The 18903-nt window shown below is 56.4% G+C and carries 17 protein-coding genes; 12 read left to right on the forward strand and 5 right to left on the reverse strand.

The annotated features are described in order from the left end of the window. Positions 1-3 precede the first annotated feature (3 nt). Both Q1A43_RS19595 and Q1A43_RS19600 read left to right on the forward strand, forming a co-directional pair. A complete protein-coding gene (locus tag Q1A43_RS19595; protein WP_299938045.1) occupies positions 4-1059 on the forward strand; it encodes a sugar phosphate isomerase/epimerase in 1056 nt (351 codons plus the stop codon). Between the two features lies 1 nt (position 1060). Beyond that, positions 1061-2179: a Gfo/Idh/MocA family oxidoreductase gene (locus Q1A43_RS19600; protein ID WP_299938047.1), complete on the forward strand. Its 1119-nt coding sequence runs from the start codon at positions 1061-1063 to the stop codon at positions 2177-2179. A 117-nt stretch (positions 2180-2296) separates the two neighbouring features. Here Q1A43_RS19600 and Q1A43_RS19605 read toward each other — a convergent pair whose 3' ends face one another. Beyond that, positions 2297-3763 (reverse strand): NAD-dependent succinate-semialdehyde dehydrogenase, encoded by a 1467-nt coding sequence (locus tag Q1A43_RS19605; RefSeq protein WP_299938049.1) that lies wholly within the window; start codon positions 3761-3763, stop codon positions 2297-2299. 83 nt (positions 3764-3846) lie between these two features. Between Q1A43_RS19605 and Q1A43_RS19610 the strand changes: the two genes are divergently transcribed. The 10 genes from Q1A43_RS19610 (at position 3847) to Q1A43_RS19655 (ending at position 14388) form a co-directional block, all read left to right on the forward strand. Next, positions 3847-4635, forward strand: coding sequence for an alpha/beta hydrolase (locus tag Q1A43_RS19610; protein WP_299938051.1), 789 nt, complete (start codon positions 3847-3849; stop codon positions 4633-4635). A gap of 74 nt (positions 4636-4709) precedes the next feature. Next, positions 4710-5243, forward strand: coding sequence for an RNA polymerase sigma factor (locus Q1A43_RS19615; RefSeq protein ID WP_299938053.1), 534 nt, complete (start codon positions 4710-4712; stop codon positions 5241-5243). Continuing rightward, the gene (locus tag Q1A43_RS19620; RefSeq protein ID WP_299938055.1) at positions 5240-7228 is read left to right on the forward strand and encodes a VWA domain-containing protein; all 1989 of its coding nucleotides are present in this window, start codon (positions 5240-5242) and stop codon (positions 7226-7228) included. Before Q1A43_RS19615 ends, Q1A43_RS19620 begins: the two co-directional genes overlap by 4 nt. Positions 7229-7315: 87 nt before the next feature. After that, complete coding sequence (locus Q1A43_RS19625) at positions 7316-9490, forward strand: esterase-like activity of phytase family protein (RefSeq protein ID WP_299938057.1); 2175 nt, start codon at positions 7316-7318, stop codon at positions 9488-9490. Positions 9491-9624: 134 nt separating this feature from the next. Further along, a complete protein-coding gene (locus Q1A43_RS19630; RefSeq protein ID WP_299938059.1) occupies positions 9625-10167 on the forward strand; it encodes a hypothetical protein in 543 nt (180 codons plus the stop codon). A gap of 105 nt (positions 10168-10272) precedes the next feature. Next, on the forward strand, positions 10273-11229 hold the full coding sequence (locus tag Q1A43_RS19635; RefSeq protein ID WP_299938061.1) for an MBL fold metallo-hydrolase: 957 nt from the start codon (positions 10273-10275) through the stop codon (positions 11227-11229). 147 nt (positions 11230-11376) lie between these two features. Next, a complete protein-coding gene (locus tag Q1A43_RS19640) occupies positions 11377-12123 on the forward strand; it encodes a dihydroxy-acid dehydratase (RefSeq protein WP_299938063.1) in 747 nt (248 codons plus the stop codon). A gap of 88 nt (positions 12124-12211) precedes the next feature. Further along, complete coding sequence (locus tag Q1A43_RS19645; protein ID WP_299929242.1) at positions 12212-12985, forward strand: DUF6478 family protein; 774 nt, start codon at positions 12212-12214, stop codon at positions 12983-12985. A gap of 16 nt (positions 12986-13001) precedes the next feature. Further along, complete coding sequence (locus Q1A43_RS19650) at positions 13002-13379, forward strand: hypothetical protein (protein ID WP_299929245.1); 378 nt, start codon at positions 13002-13004, stop codon at positions 13377-13379. 94 nt (positions 13380-13473) lie between these two features. Continuing rightward, complete coding sequence (locus Q1A43_RS19655) at positions 13474-14388, forward strand: DMT family transporter (RefSeq protein WP_299938066.1); 915 nt, start codon at positions 13474-13476, stop codon at positions 14386-14388. Here the strand turns inward: Q1A43_RS19655 and Q1A43_RS19660 are convergent. The 4 genes from Q1A43_RS19660 to Q1A43_RS19675 all read right to left on the reverse strand — a co-directional run bounded on the left by Q1A43_RS19660 (position 14385) and on the right by Q1A43_RS19675 (position 18882). Continuing rightward, complete coding sequence (locus tag Q1A43_RS19660) at positions 14385-15698, reverse strand: FAD-binding oxidoreductase (protein WP_299938069.1); 1314 nt, start codon at positions 15696-15698, stop codon at positions 14385-14387. The genes Q1A43_RS19655 and Q1A43_RS19660 overlap by 4 nt on opposite strands. Further along, on the reverse strand, positions 15695-16513 hold the full coding sequence (locus Q1A43_RS19665) for an ABC transporter permease (protein ID WP_299938072.1): 819 nt from the start codon (positions 16511-16513) through the stop codon (positions 15695-15697). The genes Q1A43_RS19660 and Q1A43_RS19665 overlap by 4 nt, the downstream gene beginning before the upstream one ends. Continuing rightward, the gene (locus tag Q1A43_RS19670) at positions 16510-17400 is read right to left on the reverse strand and encodes an ABC transporter permease subunit (RefSeq protein ID WP_299938074.1); all 891 of its coding nucleotides are present in this window, start codon (positions 17398-17400) and stop codon (positions 16510-16512) included. The genes Q1A43_RS19665 and Q1A43_RS19670 overlap by 4 nt, the downstream gene beginning before the upstream one ends. A gap of 111 nt (positions 17401-17511) precedes the next feature. Continuing rightward, entirely contained in the window at positions 17512-18882 is a 1371-nt protein-coding gene (locus Q1A43_RS19675) for an ATP-binding cassette domain-containing protein (protein WP_299938077.1), read from the reverse strand. Positions 18883-18903: the final 21 nt, after the last annotated feature.

The raw sequence follows: 18903 nt of genomic DNA on the forward strand, positions 1-18903 counted from the left end.
AACATGACCAGTTCAATAAAGGGCCCCGCGTTGTTCCTTGCCCAGTTTCTGGGAGACGAGGCACCGTTTAATTCACTACCCGCTATTGTCGAATGGGCGGCTGGGCTGGGCTACAAGGGGGTGCAGATTCCGACATGGGATGCGCGGGTATTCGACTTGGACAAAGCGGCGACGAGCCAGGCCTATTGCGACGAAGTCACAAGTATCTGCGCCGCGCATAGCGTCACAATAACCGAGTTATCGTGCCACCTTCAAAGTCAGCTCGTGGCGGTGCATCCGGCATATGACACGGCTTTTGATGCCTTTGCCCCCGAACACCTGCACGGCAAGCCCGTAGAGCGTCAGGCTTGGGCGGTTGATCAGGTGACCAAAGTCGCCAAGGCCTCCCAGAACCTTGGCCTGAAAGGGGCGGTAGGTTTCACGGGATCGTTGGCCTTTCCCTATCTCTATCCTTGGCCACAGCGCCCAGCCGGATTGATCGACGAAGCCTTTGGCGAACTGGCCCGTCGCTGGAAACCTATTCTCGATATTTATGACGACGCTGGCGTTGACCTTGGCTTTGAAATCCATCCCGGAGAAGACGTATTCGACGGCACAACGTTCGAGAAATTCTTGGAGGCATTGGATGATCATCCGCGCTGCAAGATCACCTATGATCCTTCGCACTTTCTGTTGCAGCAGATGGATTATCTGGCCTTCATTGATATCTATCATGATCGCATCAGTGCCTTTCACGTCAAAGATGCAGAGTTTAACCCGACAGGGCGGCAAGGTGTCTATTCTGGCTACGCCGACTGGACCGACCGGGCCGGGCGCTTCCGGTCGTTGGGCGACGGGCAGGTTGATTTCAAAGGCATTTTTTCCAAGCTTACCCAATACGGGTTTGACGGTTGGGCGGTTCTCGAATGGGAATGCTGTCTCAAACACCCAGAGCAGGGCGCATCAGAAGGGGCCCCCTTTATCGCCGACCACATCATCCGCCCGACCGAACGCGCCTTTGATGATTTTGCAGGTGGCAAATCCGACCCCGCAGCCCTTCGCAAAATGATGGGGTTCTAAGATGGCACCGCTCAAACTTGGCATGGTCGGAGGCGGCCAAGGCGCATTTATCGGCGGGGTGCACCGCATGGCATCGCGATTGGACGGTTGCTTTGATCTCGTGGCAGGTGCGTTTTCCTCGGACCCAACGCGCGCGCACGCCTCCGCCGCTGAACTGGGTATCGCCGCAGATCGTTCCTATGCAGATTTTCGTGAGATGGCCAAGGTCGAAGCCGCGCGACCGGACGGGATTGATGCGGTGTCCATTGTAACGCCTAACCACTTGCACGGCCCCATCGCCGAGGCCTTCTTGGCGCATGATATTTCGGTTATTTGCGACAAGCCCATGACCGCGACATTGGCACAAGCAGAAAGCCTCATGAGCGCTGCACAGGCATCCAAAGGGCATTTCTTTTTGACCCATAATTACACCGGATATCCGATGATCCGGCAGGCCAAGCAGATGGTAGCCGAGGGCGCTTTGGGGGATATTCGGTTTATCGAGGCCAACTATCTGCAAGATTGGCTGAGCGAGGCCCCCGACGCGGACAACAAGCAAGCCAAGTGGCGTTTGGATGCGGCCCAAGCCGGTGGCGGCGCGATTGGTGACATTGGCACCCATGCCTACAATCTGGCCTGTTTCGTTTCTGGCCAACACGCAACCGCGCTTAGCGCGATGCTTACGTCTAACGTGGCGGGGCGGATGGTTGATGACGACGCGCGAGTAGCATTGCGTTTCAGCGGCGGTGCACGCGCTCATATCTGGGCCAGTCAGGTGGCGATTGGCCATGAGAATGATCTGACCCTAGCTGTCTATGGGTCAAAAGGCGCGCTACGTTGGGCACAGGAAAATCCGAATGTGCTCTGGTTTAGTGAACTGGGGAAAGCGCCGCAAATGTTGACACGCGGCGGGGCCTCGGCGAACAGCTCGGCATCTGCTGTAACGCGTATTCCTGCCGGTCATCCCGAGGGATACCTAGAGGCCTTTGCGACCCTTTATCGGGAGGCGGCACAGGTTATCAAATCGCAAGGCGAGTCCAGACATACATTGGGTGTTGAAGACGGGTTGGACGGGGTGCGTTTTGTGGACGCCTGCCAACGATCTTCACGCGGCCAAGCGTTCTGGGTCGACCTTCAATAGATAGATCGCCCAGTTTCCAAGACCGGTCATTCGCGGCATCACGAAGGCTCAACAGCTTGGGATCAGAGATTTTTTTGTGCAAGATGAGGGGGCGGGTTTTAGGCCCGCCCTGTTGGTTTAAACCGTTAGGCAGACGTATTTCAATTCGAGGTAATCCTCGATCCCGTGGTGGCTGCCTTCGCGTCCCAAACCGGATTGTTTGACACCGCCAAAGGGGGCGTTTTCGGTTGAGATGATGCCGGTGTTCACGCCAACGATGCCATATTCCAGCGCTTCGGCGACTTTGTACACGCGGCTGAGGTCTTTGGCATAGAAATAGGAGGCGAGGCCAAAGATGGTGTCATTGGCCAGCTCGATGACTTCGTCTTCGCTCTCAAACTTGAAGATCGGGGCGAGGGGGCCAAAGGTTTCTTCGGTCGACACGTCCATGTCGCGGGTTGCGCCCTTGATGATCGTCGGGGCGAGGAAGTTGCCCGGCGACTGCGGGGTTTCGCCCGCATAGACAACTTCGCCGCCCTTGGCTTTGGCGTCGGCGATGTGATCTTGAACCTTTTGGATCGCCGCAGGGGTGATGAGAGGCCCGAGTTCGGAACCGGCTTCGAGACCGTCGCCGACTTTCATTTGGGACACCTTCGCAGCGAGCTTTTCGCTGAATTCGTCGTAAACGCCGGATTGCACATAGATGCGGTTGGCGCAGACGCAGGTTTGGCCGTTGTTGCGGAATTTGCAGATGATTGCGCCCTCAACGGCTGCATCAATATCGGCATCGTCAAACACGATAAAGGGCGCGTTGCCGCCCAGCTCCATCGAGCATTTCATCACGTTATGCGCGGCTTGGGCCAGCAGGATACGACCAACGCCGGTCGAGCCGGTAAAGGTCAGCTTGCGCACCTTGGTGTTTTCGCAGAACTCTTTGCCGATGCCTGACGCGTCGGAACCGGGAAGGATGTTGAACACACCGGCGGGGATGCCCGCGCGGTCCGCCAGAACCGCCAAGGCCAAAGCCGACAGCGGGGTTTCCGACGCCGGGCGACCAACAAAGGCACAGCCAGCGGCCAGCGCAGGTGCGGCCTTGCGAGTGATCATCGCGTTGGGAAAGTTCCATGGCGTGATCGAGGCCGCAACGCCGATGGGTTGCTTCATCACCATGATGCGTTTGTCGCGCATGTGGCCCGGTATCGTCTCGCCGTAGATGCGTTTGGCCTCTTCGGCGAAAAACTCGATGAAAGACGCACCATAGGCAACTTCGCCCTTGGCCTCGGCTAATGGTTTGCCCTGTTCCGCGGTCATGATTGTGGCAAGGTCGTCTTGGTTCGCCATCATCAGATCAAACCATTTGCGCAGCACATTGGCGCGCTCTTTGCCCGTCCATTGCGCCCACTCTTTTTGCGCCACATAGGCGGCGTCGATGGCCCCGGCGACTTGGTCGCGCGACAGATCGGCCACCTGCGCGATGATGTCGCCGCGCGCCGGGTTGTCGACGTCAATCTGACCTTGGCCGTCGACCCATGCGCCATTGATATAGGCGCGGGTCTCGAGCAGCGACGGATCTTTGAGCAGGCTTTTGAGGTTGGTAGCGGTCATGGTGTCTTCCTAAGGCGTTTCTTGCTTGGCAAGAGGCAGAGCATCTGGTGAAGTGAATGTATATAGCCAAATGAGAAGACCCGATGGACCTAGATGACGCCTATGCCAATGCCCCGTATATTCCGAACGGGGAAAGCTACCCTGCAAAATGGGAGGCGGAGGCCGATGCCTTTCGCAAATCACAGGCGTTAACCGGGCGGGCGCGGCTTGGCCTGATGTATGGTCACGGCACGCGCGAGGTTTTGGATTTGTTCATGCCAGAAGGGACGCCCAAGGGTTTGGTTGTCTTTGTGCATGGTGGGTATTGGATGAAGTTTGACCGGTCCTATTGGTCACATCTGGCGGCGGGTGCACAGGCTAACGGCTGGGCCGTTGCGATGCCGTCTTATGATTTGTGCCCGCGGGTGCGCATTGGCGACATCACTCGTCAGATCGCCAATGCCGTCACGGTCGCGGCACGGGAAATTGACGGGCCTGTGCGCCTGTCGGGGCATTCTGCCGGTGGTCATTTGGTGGCGCGGATGTGCGCGCCGGGGGTGTTGCCCGATGATATCGCCGCCCGCTTGGCCAAGGTTCAGCCGATTTCGCCGGTGTCCGACTTGCGCCCCCTTATGCAACTCACAATGAACAGCGATCTGCGCGTTGATGAGGCCGAAGCCCAAGCCGAAAGCCCGATTTTTCAACCAAAACCAACCGCGCCCGTCACGGTTTGGGTTGGTGGAGATGAACGGCCAGTGTTCTTGGATCAAGCGCGTTGGTTGGCCGAGGCGTGGGGGTGTGGCCATCAGGTTGTGACCGGACGAAACCATTTTGATGTGATCGAGGCGCTGGCCAATCCCAACAGCGATATGACCCGCGATTTGCTGGGCTAACCGCCAGAAACGAAAAAACTTGGTAAGGTTTCCAAGGATTGTGCATCGGGCTGCGTCCAATGCACATGATGCGTATGACGACGAGTGATGAAGACTTGGCCCTTGCGGCGGCAGAGGGAGACCGGGAGGCGTTTGGAGCGCTGTTGTCCCGTGTCTATGACCGCATGTTTGGCTTGGCGTTCAAGCTATCTGGCAATCGGGCCGAGGCCGAGGATTTGGTACAGGATGTTTGTGCCGCTTTACCTGCAAAACTGTCTAAATTTCGCGGTGATGCGCGGGTGACGACATGGTTGTACCGGATTGTCGTGAACGCCGCGCGCGATCGGCATCGGCGTCGATCAACCCATGCCAAAGCCGCAAGTGGTTGGGGCGATTGGGAAGTGTCGCGCCGCGCCGCCGAGGTCGAAGCACAAGAGCGCACCGATTGGTTACGTCTTGCGATGGATACGCTCACCCCGCCCGAGCTGCGCGAAACGCTTGTTTTGGTGCTTGAAGGATTAAATCACGCCCAAGTGGCCGAGATTTTGGGCGTCTCCGAAGGCACGATCAGCTGGCGCATGTCCGAGGCAAAGAAGAAGCTAAAAGCGATGAAGGAGGCCCAGCTATGAGTGAGTTTGACGATCTCAAACGTGCGCTGGATGCGGCCACGCCCGATCCGGATGCCACCCGCAAAGCCGAGAATTTTTCGCTCGCCCTAGAAAATTTTGATGATTTGCAATTTTCTCGCCAAGGAAAGGCGGATGACGCGCGTCTGACCTCTGAAGACCCCAAAACGGGGCTGTTTAGAGGAGTACGAAACATGATTGCCCATTTTTCAACCAAAGGGATTTTGACCGCCTCCACGGCTTTAGCCGCTTTGGGCTTGGTGGTGTTTGTGCCGGTGCTGTGGGACAATTTGCCAAACGGCCCCGACTTGATTGTGACAGAACAAAGTGGACCACAGGGCGGGCTTTTGTCTGCAACCCCGCCGCCGGTTGAGGTCGAAGAAGCAGAACCAAGAGCGGAAGGGGACGTTGCGCTTGCCGGTTCGGCAGAGATTGGCGCGTTGAGCGATGATGTGGCTGTAACCGAATTTCATGCAGACATTGATACGAGCGTTGCTGCAAGTCCAATGCCAGCACCTTCTCCGATGGCCAAATCGCGTGTTGCCGCCGGAGCACCGGCGCAGTTGGCGAAACCGCAACGCGACATGATCGTAGCGCCAGAAGCCAACACCGAAGCCTTTTCTGAGGCAGAGGCGAACCCGCTGAAGGTCACCGCAGAAGAGCCTGTGTCGACCTTTTCCATCGACGTGGATACCGCCAGCTGGTCGATCATCCGCAACTCGCTGACCTACGGCAATTTGCCCCCCGAAGGCGCGGTGCGGATCGAGGAGATGGTGAATTACTTTTCCTACGATTACCCGGCACCAACTGGCGATCAGCCGTTTAAGGCCAGCATTGGCGTATCCGATACACCGTGGAAAGACGGCACTCAGATCGTTCATATCGGCCTTCAGGGGACGATGCCGGCCGAACGCCCGGCGATGAACCTGGTGTTCCTGATCGACACCTCGGGGAGTATGGATCAGCCCAACAAACTGCCACTGTTAAAACAAAGCTTCCGCTTGATGCTGGGGCAGCTCACCGAAAACGACAGCGTCTCGATTGTCACCTATGCCGGGAGCGCTGGGCGGGTGTTGGACCCGACCCCGGCCACAGATCGCGACACGATTTTGGCGGCACTGGACAACCTGCATGCCGGTGGCGGCACCGCAGGGCAGGCCGGTTTGCAACAGGCCTATGCCACCGCCAAGGAGATGGCTGAGGAGGGTGAGGTATCGCGCGTGATCCTTGCCACCGATGGTGATTTCAACATCGGCATTCACGATCCCGACGAGCTTGAAACCTATATCGCTAAGGAACGCGACAGCGGCACATACCTCTCGGTTTTGGGTTTTGGGCGCGGCAATCTCGATGATGCGACGATGCAGGCACTGGCCCAAACCGGCAACGGCATGGCGGCCTATATCGACACGTTGGCCGAGGCGCAAAAGGTGTTGGTGGATCAGCTCACCGGGGCCTTGGTGCCGATCGCCGATGATGTGAAAATTCAGGTCGAGTTTAACCCGGCCTTGGTCGCTGAATACCGCCTGATTGGGTATGAAACCCGCGCGCTCAACCGCGAGGATTTTAACAATGACAAGGTGGATGCCGGTGAAATTGGCGCGGGCCATCAGGTCACGGCGATCTATGAGATCACGCCGGTTGGGTCCGATGCGCGGCTAACTGATCCGCTGCGCTATGGCACAGCGCCAGAACCAGCAAACAGCAATGAGTTGGGGTTCTTGCGCTTGCGCTACAAAGCGCCGGGTGCAGATGAAAGCCAGCTGATCGAAACCCCGATTTTGGCCGATATGCCGCCCTTGCCAGATGCCAATTTCGCTCTGGCGATTGCCGGGTTCGGGCAAATCCTACGTGGGTCTGATCTTATTGGTGATTGGTCCTTTGGCGAGGCTATCACCTTGGCGCAGGGGGCTAAGGGCGCGGACCCCTATGGATATCGCCAAGAGGCGATCACCCTAATGCGCCTTGCCGAGAGCCTGTCGCGTTAACAATTCAACACACGGTTACAAAAGCGTCATCCCCCTGTTACGAATTCCAACGATTGCCGCGTGTGGACCACATGACAGGGGGATCCTATGCCTTTTAGAACGCTTTGCCTGACCAGCATCTTGGCGCTTTGTGCCAACTCTGCGCTGGCGGACATGAATTTCAACCGCATCGCCAGCTTTGCCACACCATTGAACATCGCCGATGCCGACGGACGTGGTGCCGAAACCTCGGCTGAGATCATCGCAGCCACAGCCGATGGCAACACATTGGTGTATACCGATAGCCCGCTTGGCGTTTTGGGTCGCATCGACATCACCGACGCCACCAACCCCAAGCCGCTTGGCAATATCGCATTGGACGGCGAACCGACATCGGTTGGCATCATCGGTGGGTTTGCCATCGTGGGTGTAAACACATCACAAAGCTACACCGATCCGTCGGGCTTTTTGGCGTCGATCAACATTGCCGATGGTCTTGAAACCGATCGCTGTGATCTTGGCGGCCAACCCGATAGTGTTGCGATTGCCAAGGACGGTTCCTTTGCCGCCGTAGCAATAGAAAACGAGCGTGACGAAGATTTGGGCGATGGGCGTACCGGGCAGTTGCCTGCGGGTTTTCTGGTCACCATTGGACTGACCGCCGAAGGTGTGTTGGATTGCGATACGCTTAACAAGGTTGAGATGACCGGACTGGCCGAGGTGTCGCCAGAAGACCCAGAACCCGAATTTGTTGATATCAACGAAAACGGTGAAATCATTGTCACCATGCAGGAAAACAACCATTTGGTTGTGGTGTCCAAAGACGGTGAGGTGCTCAATCACTTCTCTGCTGGTGCTGTTGACCTTGATGGGATCGACGCCACGGATGAACGCGGCGCGCTTCTCTTTACCGAAAGCCAAAAGGCTGTGGTGCGTGAACCTGATGCGGTGAAATGGATCGATGGCGATCACTTTGCCACCGCCAACGAAGGTGACATGGACGGCGGTTCGCGCGGCTGGACGATCTTTCACAAAGACGGGTCGGTTGTGTATGAAAGCGGTGTGAGCTTTGAGCACGCTTTGGTTCAGATCGGCCACTACCCCGACAAGCGATCCGATAGCAAAGGTGTTGAACCGGAAAGCATCGAATTCGCCAAATTCGGCGACACGCCTTATGTGTTTGTTGGCTCTGAACGTGGGTCCGCCGTTGGGGTGTATGACGTCACCGATCTGGCCACTCCGGTTCTAAAACAAATCCTTCCGTCGGGTGTTGGCCCAGAGGGCTATGTGGCCCTGCCAGAGCGTAATCTCTTGGTGTCTGCCAATGAAAAAGACCTGATCGAAGATGGCGGCCCGCGTGCCCATGTTATGCTGTTCGAATTGCAGGACGCGGCGGCGCAATATCCAACCCTGACCTCAAAAGGGGCCGAAGAGTTGATCGGCTGGGGCGCGATTTCGGGCATGGTCGCCGACGAAAACGGCATGATTTACGCTGTGAATGACAGCTTTTATGGCTTCCAACCGTCGATCTTCAAGATTGATCCAAGCCAGACACCGGCCAAGATTGTTGACGTGATCCGCGTTCACCGCGCCAATGGTGCCCCGGCGCAAAAGCTTGACCTCGAAGGGATCACGCTGGACGGCAAGGGTGGTTTTTATCTGGCGTCTGAAGGGCGGACAGATCGCGCCATTCCCCATGCGATCTATCATGTTACGGCTGACGGTCTGATCAAAAGCCACAAACAGGAAATCGGTCTTCCGGCCGCGTTGATGGAGGTTGAAGAACGGTTTGGTTTCGAAGGGATCACCAAGGTTGGCGACACCCTATGGATGGCCGTTCAGCGCGAATGGAAAGACGACCCCAAGAACCATGTAAAGCTTGTTTCCTATAACCTTGAAACCAAGGAATGGGGCGCGGTTCACTATCCCAAGGCCGAGCCTAAAAAGGGTTGGGTTGGCTTGTCAGAGATCGTGGCCCATGGCGATTTTGTCTATGTCATCGAACGTGACAACCAAATCGGTGCAGATGTGGTGACCAAGAAAATCTACCGCATTCCATTGGCCGAGATGGTGCCAGCCAAGCTGGGTGGTGACCTGCCAGTTGTGTCCAAAGAAGAGGTCCGCGATCTGATCCCCGATTTGCAGGCCTTTGGTGGCTATGTCACCGACAAGGTTGAGGGTTTGGCGATCTTGCCGGACGGAACTACCTTTGTCAGCACCGACAATGATGGTGTTGATGATAGCTCCGGCGAAACCTTCTTCTGGTCAATCGGCAAGTTTTAAGTCGATTTGAAAACCTAAAATGAGGGCCCCGCGAAGGTTTCTTCGTGGGGCGTTTGTTTGGACAGGGCCTAAAGGGTTGTCGCAACGCATTATTTGACTACCCTCTGGACAACGCGAAGCAGGGGAGAGATGTGATGCGAAGAATGGGTTTGCCGATTTTTGCGGTGCTTGCCTTGCCTACTATGGCGATTGCCCAAGGGTATAGCGCCCCGGCCACCGGTACAAAATTTGTATATGGCGTCTATGAGGGCGGCGAAGTGCCCATCGTCACCGAAACCATCTCAGTGCTGGGATCGGACGACACAAGTTTTGTTGGCATGGTCGAGCATCATGAATACGGAAGCTACATGGCCCGCTACACCTACGGGGCGACATCCTTGCATTGCGACGGCGGCTACAATCCGTTCCTAGACGGGATCGATGCAATCTGGCCATTCGCTCCGGGTAAAGCGGCGGACTCGGGCGCGTTCTTTGTGATCGGTAAAGATGTTGATTACTGGCTGGACGGTAAAACCTACGACACCTGGGCCATCCGCGAATTTACCGAACACGGATCGACATGGGTCACACGTGTTAGCCCCGATTTGGGGATTCATGTGGATGACCTAGTTTCCGTCGAAAAGGGTGCGGTGCCCAACGTCGACGTCTCCGCGATCAAAGCCTGTTTGGCTCTCTAATTTTGAGTTCCAACTAAGCAGTTGAGAAAAAATATGACCGGCCCTTTCCGCTAGGGCAAGATGCCCTATCCTTAGGGCGTTGTTTAAACGCAGAAGGATACTGCTATGAAGCGCCGCACATTCCTCAAAACTTTTCCCGCCGCTGCCGCTTTGGCCGCGACTGCTGGGATTGTTCCCATCGCTGTTGCCGCTGACGGTCACGGGGCCCAAGTCATTGCCGCCCAGAAGTTTAAAGTCGGCGACATGGTCGTCACTGCGATTTCTGATGGTTATTTCAATATGCCCTTGGACATGTTGCAGGGGGCCGGTCCGGATGACATCGCTGCGCTGCTTAGGCAAGGCTATCAAGACCCAGAGAACTTTCGCGCTGCGGTCAATGCCTACCTCGTTCAATCGGGTGGCGAAAACTGGTTGATCGATGCCGGAACGGGTGGGGTTTTTGGACCCTCACTAGGCGATGTGGCCGAAGTGTTGGCCGCGCTGGGCGTTATGCCGGGCGATGTCTCAAAGCTCATCGTGACCCATATGCATGGCGATCACATCGGCGGCGCGATCAAGGATGGCGCAGCGATGTATCCCAACGCGGAACTGGTCGTGACAAAGGCGGACGTGGATTTCTGGACCTCCAAAGACATCCAAGCCCAAGCACCCGAACAATTCCGCGGTGGCTTTGACTTGGCCATGGGCGTGATTGCCGCCTATCAAGATCGGGTGCGGATCGTCGAAGGCGAAGCCGATCTGGCCCCCGGTCTGGTCGGGCGCCCCATGCCCGGTCACACGGTTGGCCACCAAGGTGTGATGATTGAATCCGCTGGGGACAGCCTGTTGATTTGGGGCGATGTGGTTCATGTGGCCCCGGTTCAGATGGCACGCCCCGAGGTAACCATCGGGTTTGATACCGATCAGGAACTGGCGGCTAAAACACGGGCTGATGCCTTTGCGTCAGTTGTGCAAAGCGGTCAGAAAATCGCGGGAATGCACATGCCGTTCCCCGGTGTCGGTTTCGTTGAAAAGGCGGGTGACGGGTTCCGCTTTGTACCGGCGTCATGGGATTACATGTGAGTTTAGACTAGCAATTGGCGCGGCCCCAGCTGGATGTTCGGGGCCGCGCTTTCCCCGTGGTTTCACCTTGTCCGTTCCTCGGCGCTTCGCTATTCCCAGAGAAACTCTGCCGAATGGGGGAGAAAACGCCAAGGGGGTGGTGACGACATGATGCGAGTGATCCGGTTCTGTGCTGCGGTGATGATGGCGCTGTCCTTGATGGCCTGCGAAGGCGGAATCCCGGATTCCAAACCAGATTCCCAAGCCAAACCGGCATCAAACGGGTTCCTGTCTGGCATTTTGGGTGGATCCAGCGACAAAACGCCCGGTGCGGCAAGCAAAACCAAGCCGCCTCTGGCGCGCGCCTCTCTGGCGGGTGGTGATGTTGTGGTTGCAGGTCACGACGGATATTGCATTGACCCGGTGACCAAACAAAGTTCCCAGGAACGAGGGTTTGCGTTGATTGCGTCCTGCCACATCTTGTCGGATGGCAAAGTCGGGGCAGCGGTTGAACCTTTGTTGATCACCGTCACGGTCGGCCCCAAGGGCAAAGTTTCTGACCTTCCCACACCACAACAATTGGCGGTGACTGCGGGCGCACCCTTGTTGGGCGGCGAAACCGGCGACGGGTTTGTTGTGGCCAACCTTGATGGTGGTGGCGATGCGCAATTGCAGGGCGGCGACAAAAAGCATTGGCGCGGCGCGTTTTTGCAAGGGGATCGCCTTGTCGGTCTTGCGCTTTATGCCCCAAAAGGAAGCCCCTATGCCGGAGCCAAAGGGGGCGGCGCTTTGCGCAAACTTCATTCAAAAATCGCATCCCTAAGCCCGAGTGCAAGCTCTATGGCGGCTGAGACCACGCAACCCGCCAAAAAACCGCAGGAAGAAACGCTTATGGGGCGTTTATTCAAGCGTTAAGATTTGCAATACTACTGTTGGGCCAAATGCGTTGGCCCATCGAAATGGTCGTGGGCGGTTTCAGACGACAGATTTGCGGGGGCAAAACATGAGTGGGGAAAAGCAGGGCTGGCTGGATCGTTCGTTGGAACAGGGCGCGCTGCGTCGCTGGTCGCGGGCATCGCGGGCCGCTGACAAAACCGACCTAACCGAGCTGCGCAATCAACGCGCACGCGCACGCAAACTCAAACAACATCTCGATCAGCTCATCCATGTGGCTGAATCACGTCTTGCGCTTCCCTATATCGGGAATCAGTCTTTCCCACGGCCTGCGGATGCCGATTGGGCGTGGCGGCCTGAGCTGTGGTGTGGCCCCTTGCCAGTGCCCGGTATCTCTTCGGTTCAGACAAAATCGATGCTGGGGGGCGAGGTCACGCTGTTTCACGACTGCCAGCATTCCGAACTCACCCTGCGCCAAATCCGCAATATGCGTGAAGAGGATTTGGCCGCCTTTGGGTTGCGCATGGACGTCTTCCGGTTCGATGGCTCGTATCTATCGCTTGCCGTCGATATTCCCGAAGAGGCGAGCCGGGGCTTGCTACGCAAGCATTTGATCCGCATCGAAACCATTGTCGAAATGGAAAAGCCACTGGAAATCTTTGCGCGGCTTAACATCAAACACGGCCCCAACACCGAACAGATCGTGCGCGAACTGCCGTTGAACGAAGAAGACATCGTTGTGGAATTTGATCTGGCCTATACCAAGCTCAACGAAAAACGGGTCGAGAAAATGTGGCTCGATCTGATCTTTGAAGGGCCACAAATGAATCAGGTGATCCTGCGGGATTTGACCTTTAGCCGCCGCAAGCGGGCGGAACTGTGACAGGAGCATCGACGCTATGAGTGCCTTTTCCCTCACCAAAACCCGCTTTCGCGAAGGCCTTTGGGAAGGTCTTTTGACCGCCATCGAAAAAGACGCAGCCCAGCCGGAAATCGCTGTAACCCTGCGCGACCTGCCTGTGCGTGGCGTCACGATGAGCGAAACCAAAGAGCCGGGGCGCTGGGTTATCCAAATCCCGGTGCCGATCGAAGCGGTGAGTGAAGGTGTGCAAACGTTCTTGATCACCGATGCCAATGCCGATGTGGTTTTGGATAGCTTCACCCTGATTGCCGGTGAGGTTCTTGGTGATGACATTCGCGCCGAAGTCGAACTTCTGCGCGCCGAATTGGACATGCTCAAACGGGCGTTTCGCCGTCATTGCCTTGAGACAACCTAGAACAGTTGGTTGTTTGTTCGCGCGGTTGCCCGAGGCGGCTTGACCTGCGCTAACATTCAGCCCACCTTGCACCAATCCCCTGCAAGGAGCCACCATGTCCCCGTTTCGCGGCATTGCGTTAAAGCTATGCTCTGTCTTTTTGTTCACTATTATGGCGTCCTTGATCAAGGCGACAGCCGATCTTGTGCCGCCCGGTGAGGCGGTGTTTTTCCGAAGCTTTTTTGCCATGCCAATCATTGTTGGTTGGCTCGCCTTGCGGGGCGATTTGAAAACCGGGTTCAAGGTCAATCGCCCCATCGGGCATTTCTGGCGCGGGGCGATTGGGGTGACGGCGATGGGGTTTGGCTTTGCGTCCTTGGGTTTCCTGCCTTTGCCTGAAGTGACCGCAATTGGCTACGCCGCGCCAATGTTGACGGTGATTTTCGCTGCGGTTTTGTTGGGCGAGCGCCTTCGCCTATTCCGAATGGCGGCTGTTGTCTTGGGCTTGGTTGGGGTTGTGGTGGTGATGTGGCCGCGTTTGTCAGTCGATGAAATCGACGATGTGGCCCTGTTGGGGGTGATCTGCATTTTGATCTCGGCGGTTCTGCGGGCTTTGGCCCAGATCCACATCCGCAAACTCGTTGCGACAGAAGAGACCTCTGCCATTGTGTTTTATTTCTCGCTCACTGCGACCCTGTTTTCGCTATTGTCCTTGCCGTTTGGTTGGACATGGCCGGGGATGTCGGCGGTAGTGATGTTGATTGCCTCGGGCCTTGTCGGCGGCATCGCACAAATCTTCCTGACGGCATCTTACAAACATGCCGAAGCGGCGCTTTTGGCTCCGTTTGACTATGCGTCGATCCTGTTTGCCATTCTGTTTGGCTATGTCTTCTTTGACGAAGTGCCGACACAGATGGTTCTTGCGGGGTCGGCGATTGTGATGGCGGCAGGTGGATTGATCATCTGGCGCGAACGCCAGTTGGGGTTGAAACGCGGCAAAGCCCGGCCGGGAATGACACCACAGGGCTAAAGGTCAAAGAGTTCGGAAATGGTGTAGGCCGGGGCCAAGAGATAGCGCCGATACCGCCCGAGTGGCATACGTTTTGGCGATTGGCGCAACACCTTGGGGAGCGGTTGGTTTTTGATCATGTGTTGGGACAATAGATGTCCGCAATAGCTGCTCATTGCGACGCCGTTGCCGTGATAGCCCATGGCGGCAAAAAGACCGGGATGATCAGGCACCGGCCCAACAAACGGCACAAGATCGGACATAAGCGAGACCAGCCCCGACCATTCATGGGTGATGTCGACATGGGCCCAAGCGGGGAACATCTTGTTGAAGTCAGAACGGATTTTCCGATCAATCTTGGCCTGAGCGGCAGGAGTGGCCCGAAGCCCACCCCGCATGCCAAACATAAATCGGCCATCTGGCAGCAGCCTGAAATAATGCAAAAGCTGTCGTGAATCATAGACCATCTGGGATGACCACCAGCCCGCTGCCTGTTGTTCGTCTTGGCTTAGGGGGCGGGTGAGAATGATGCTGGATTGAACCGGAAGATAGCGTGCGCCAATCCAATCGGGCAAGTCATCCGAGGAATAGCCGTTTGTGGCCAACACAACTTGTTTGGCGGTGACGGTATGGTTTCCGACCGTAAGGGTCCAACCAGAGCCGGACGGGTAAAGGGCCGTGACCGGGGATTGGCCAAACAGCGGCACCCCGGCACCTTGGGCCAGTTGCGCCAAGCCGTTGTGGTATTTCTGTGGGTTCAGGGCGAAACCGATAGGGGTTGTCATTGCCCCATGCCACGGGCCGCCCAACCCAGTTTGAGCAAGGTCGCTCTTGGGGATCAGAGTTGGCGAAAGGCCGTAATGGGTCTCGATCTCGGTCGCCTCGGACTGCATCGCCCGCCACGCCCGCGCCGAATGGGCCACGCATGTTTCGCCCTGAGAATGCGCATCGACGTCGATGGAATGATCGGTGAGCAAGGATTGAACGTGATGGATCGATGCGAGTTGCGTCTGATGCCAGTCATCGGTTGCGGCATCGCCAAACCGTTTGCGCATGTGCTTGGGGGGAAGCATGGAACCGCCCATACAACAAAACCCGCCATTGCGCCCCGACGCGCCCCAAGCGGGATGCATGGCCTCAAAAACCGCTGTGTTTAACCCCGATTGCGCCAAACCAAGCGCGGCATTCAATCCGGTGAAACCGCCGCCAATGATCGCGACGTCGATGTTGCGATCCGCGTCCAAAACGGGCCAATTTTGCACAGGTGTTGTGGTTTCCCAGAACCGTCCGCTGTGTTCGGCATAGGCCGCGGGTTCGTAGAGGCGTTTCATGTGCTACGATCTGCGGCGCGTTCTTCGCGGGCTTGTTTGATTGCCGAGCGCTTGGAGATGAGCGACGTGGTGATCACACCGATAGTGACAATGCCAATCATGATGGTGGAGAGCGCGTTGATTTCGGGGCTCACGCCGAGACGCACAGCAGAGAACACCTTGATCGGTAGGGTCGTGGCACCGGGACCGGTGGTAAAGGAGGCAATGACCAGATCGTCGAGCGACAGGGTAAAGGCCAGCAACCAACCCGAGATGACCGCCGGAGCGATAATGGGAAGGGTGACAAGGCGGAAGGCCTCGAACGGTGAACACCCGAGATCAAGCGCCGCTTCTTCCAATGATCTATCAAAGCTAATCAAACGCGAGCTGACAACGACTGAGACGTAACACATAGCAAAGGTCGTATGGGCTAAGATGACGGTCAAAATCCCCCGATCCAGGCCGATGCCAATGAACAGAAGCAAAAGCGACAGGCCGGTGATGACTTCGGGCATGACCAGAGGCGCGTAAATCATGCCCGAGAACAATGTGCGGCCATGAAAGCGCCCGCCTCGGACAAGGACATAGGCAGCCATCGTGCCCAAAACCGTAGCAATGGAAGACGCAAAGAAGGCGACTTTGATGGTGACCCAAGCCGCTTGCAAAAAGTCCTCGTTTTGCAAAAGCTCGCCGTACCATTTGGTCGAAAAACCAGCCCAGACCGTGACCAGTCGTGAGGAGTTGAAGCTATACACGACCAAAATGATCATCGGCAGATAGAGGAAGGCAAAACCAAGCGTCAGCGATGTAACGTTGAACCAGGAAAACCGTCTCATTGCTCTGCCTCCTGCTGTTTTTGCTGGTTAAGCTGGAACAGGACAATCGGCACAATCAGGATCAACAACAAGATAACCGCCACTGCGCTTGCCACGGGCCAATCGCGGTTGGAGAAGAACTCTTCGTAGAGCACCTTGCCGATCATCAGCGTGTCTGACCCGCCGAGAAGCGAGGGAATGACAAATTCACCTAGAGCCGGAATAAAGACGAGGAAGCAGCCGGCAAAAACGCCAGCGCGCGACATGGGAAAGGTCACAAGCCAGAAGGCTTGGAAGCGAGAACAGCCAAGGTCTTCGGCGGCTTCGAGCAAGGAATCATCCATCTTTTCTAACGCCGAATAGATCGGAAGGACCATGAAGGGCAGGTAAGTGTAGACGATGCCGATATAAACGGCCGTGTTGGTGTTGAGAATGGTCAGAGGGTCGGAAATGATCCCCAGCGACATCAAGAGTTGGTTTAGCAACCCTTCGGTGCTTAGGATGCCTTTCCACGCATAAACGCGGATCAAGAAGCTGGTCCAGAACGGCAAAATGATCAACATCAACAATGTCGGGCGCCATTCGGGGGCCGCCCGCGCCATGCCATAGGCAATCGGATAGCCGACCAAAAGGGTTAGTACCGTTGAGATGAGTGCGATTTTGAGTGAGCTGAGATAGGCCTGATAATAAAGGACATCTTCGCCGAGGAAGATGTAATTTTCCCAATCCAGCTCGGCAAAAAACTCTTTTAGGCCTGACCAACCTTCGGACACCTCAAGCTGGGGGAAGTAGGGCGGTCGGGCAATCGCCGCGTCCGACAGCGAGATTTTGAAGACGATGAGAAAGGGCACCAGAAACAGCGCCAAAAGCCAGAGGTAGGGAACCGCAATAAGGACAGCCCGCCGCATATTACGCCCCCCTCGCGGCACGTGGTGCCCAAATTCCTTGCAAGGAATTTGCAATTTTCGTGCACGAAAATTGGGTGGTGGCCAGATTGAGGGGGGAGGAGACCAGCTGCTTCATGCCTCTTGCTCCAACACAACACCCGCTGTGGCCCTAAAGCTAAGCCAAACCTGATCTTCCCAGGTGATATCCCGGCGCGAGACACGGCGCGTATTGGCGATCTGGGCTTTGACCATTGTGCCTGTTTCTAGCTGCACATAGTAGGTCGAGATGTTGCCGAGATAAGCGATGTCGATCACCTTGCCGCGCAGCACATTGGCGGCATCGGGTTCTTCGGTCGAAATGCTGAGTTTCTCAGGCCGTAGAGCGAGAACAACCTTAGCCCCATCAAGCGATGGGTCTGCGTTGCTGGCGATAAGGGGCTTGCCGTTGTCCAACCAAGCTATTTCCAAACCGCCGTCCGGAAGGTCGGACGGTTTTGGCGCTGGTGCTACAGAGGTGGCCGTCTCGGAAATCGGCGCGGTTGCGACAGTTTTTTGTACCGCTGCCCGTTTGCCCAAAACCGGTTCCAACAGTTTATCGTGAAGCCATTCGCCGCGTTCATTCGGTTGTGGCTTGCGGTCCGAGGAAGGCTCTGGTTTGGGCGAAACCTCCGGTTCAGCAATGGGCTGTGCTGCAAGTTGCTTGGTCGTGTTTGAGGTTTTGCGCGCTTTGGCCGTTCCCTCGATCAGGTTCACATCCCCAATGAAATCAGCGACATAAACCGAGTTTGGGGCCTCGTATATCACATCCGGTGTCGCGACCTGAACAATCTTTCCGTGATCCATCACCGCCACGCGGCTGGCCACGGTCATGGCCTCTTCTTGATCGTGGGTCACGATGACAAAGGTGGTTCCGGTGCTTTCCTGAATGTCCATCAGTTCAAACTGTGTTTCTTGACGCAGTTTCTTGTCCAACGCCCCAAGGGGCTCATCCAAAAGCAGTAACTTCGGTGCTTTCGCCAAAGATCGGGCAAGCGCCACGCGCTGTCGTTGACCACCTGAAATTTGGTGTGGTTTGCGGCCTGAAAACTTTTCAAGTCGCGTCAGGCGTAGCATTTCGTCGACGCGGGCCGCGATCTTGACTTTGGCCATGCCTTCACGTTTCAGGCCAAACGCGATGTTTTCCCAGACCGAAATATGCGGAAACAAAGCGTAGCTTTGAAACATCATGTTCACAGCGCGCTTGTTCGGCGGTACCGCCCCAATGTCTTGTCCCGCCAAAAGAATTTTGCCCGAGGTCGGTGTTTCGAACCCGCCCAGCATGCGCATCATCGTGGTTTTGCCACAGCCCGACGGACCAAGAAGCGCGAAGAATTCTTTCGCGTAGATTTTCTGAGACAGGTTGTCGATTGCGGTGAAGTCGCCAAAACGCTTGGTCACATTCACAAATTCGATCAGGGGCTTTTCCTTGGGGTCGTTCCAAGGGGCAAAAACAGTCTGCGCCATATGATTTCCCGGCAATATGGC

Source organism: uncultured Pelagimonas sp., assembly GCF_947498515.1.
GTDB lineage: Bacteria > Pseudomonadota > Alphaproteobacteria > Rhodobacterales > Rhodobacteraceae > Pelagimonas.

Excerpts from the sequence above, each read along its gene's own strand:
- Q1A43_RS19595 (WP_299938045.1), top strand. The coding sequence starts at position 4 with ATGACCAGTTCAATAAAGGGCCCCGCGTTGTTCCTTGCCCAGTTTCTG.
- Q1A43_RS19600 (WP_299938047.1), top strand. The coding sequence starts at position 1,061 with ATGGCACCGCTCAAACTTGGCATGGTCGGAGGCGGCCAAGGCGCATTT.
- Q1A43_RS19605 (WP_299938049.1), bottom strand. The coding sequence starts at position 3,763 with ATGACCGCTACCAACCTCAAAAGCCTGCTCAAAGATCCGTCGCTGCTC.
- Q1A43_RS19610 (WP_299938051.1), top strand. The coding sequence starts at position 3,847 with ATGGACCTAGATGACGCCTATGCCAATGCCCCGTATATTCCGAACGGG.
- Q1A43_RS19615 (WP_299938053.1), top strand. The coding sequence starts at position 4,710 with ATGACGACGAGTGATGAAGACTTGGCCCTTGCGGCGGCAGAGGGAGAC.
- Q1A43_RS19620 (WP_299938055.1), top strand. The coding sequence starts at position 5,240 with ATGAGTGAGTTTGACGATCTCAAACGTGCGCTGGATGCGGCCACGCCC.
- Q1A43_RS19625 (WP_299938057.1), top strand. The coding sequence starts at position 7,316 with ATGCCTTTTAGAACGCTTTGCCTGACCAGCATCTTGGCGCTTTGTGCC.
- Q1A43_RS19630 (WP_299938059.1), top strand. The coding sequence starts at position 9,625 with ATGCGAAGAATGGGTTTGCCGATTTTTGCGGTGCTTGCCTTGCCTACT.
- Q1A43_RS19635 (WP_299938061.1), top strand. The coding sequence starts at position 10,273 with ATGAAGCGCCGCACATTCCTCAAAACTTTTCCCGCCGCTGCCGCTTTG.
- Q1A43_RS19640 (WP_299938063.1), top strand. The coding sequence starts at position 11,377 with ATGATGCGAGTGATCCGGTTCTGTGCTGCGGTGATGATGGCGCTGTCC.
- Q1A43_RS19645 (WP_299929242.1), top strand. The coding sequence starts at position 12,212 with ATGAGTGGGGAAAAGCAGGGCTGGCTGGATCGTTCGTTGGAACAGGGC.
- Q1A43_RS19650 (WP_299929245.1), top strand. The coding sequence starts at position 13,002 with ATGAGTGCCTTTTCCCTCACCAAAACCCGCTTTCGCGAAGGCCTTTGG.
- Q1A43_RS19655 (WP_299938066.1), top strand. The coding sequence starts at position 13,474 with ATGTCCCCGTTTCGCGGCATTGCGTTAAAGCTATGCTCTGTCTTTTTG.
- Q1A43_RS19660 (WP_299938069.1), bottom strand. The coding sequence starts at position 15,698 with ATGAAACGCCTCTACGAACCCGCGGCCTATGCCGAACACAGCGGACGG.
- Q1A43_RS19665 (WP_299938072.1), bottom strand. The coding sequence starts at position 16,513 with ATGAGACGGTTTTCCTGGTTCAACGTTACATCGCTGACGCTTGGTTTT.
- Q1A43_RS19670 (WP_299938074.1), bottom strand. The coding sequence starts at position 17,400 with ATGCGGCGGGCTGTCCTTATTGCGGTTCCCTACCTCTGGCTTTTGGCG.
- Q1A43_RS19675 (WP_299938077.1), bottom strand. The coding sequence starts at position 18,882 with ATGGCGCAGACTGTTTTTGCCCCTTGGAACGACCCCAAGGAAAAGCCC.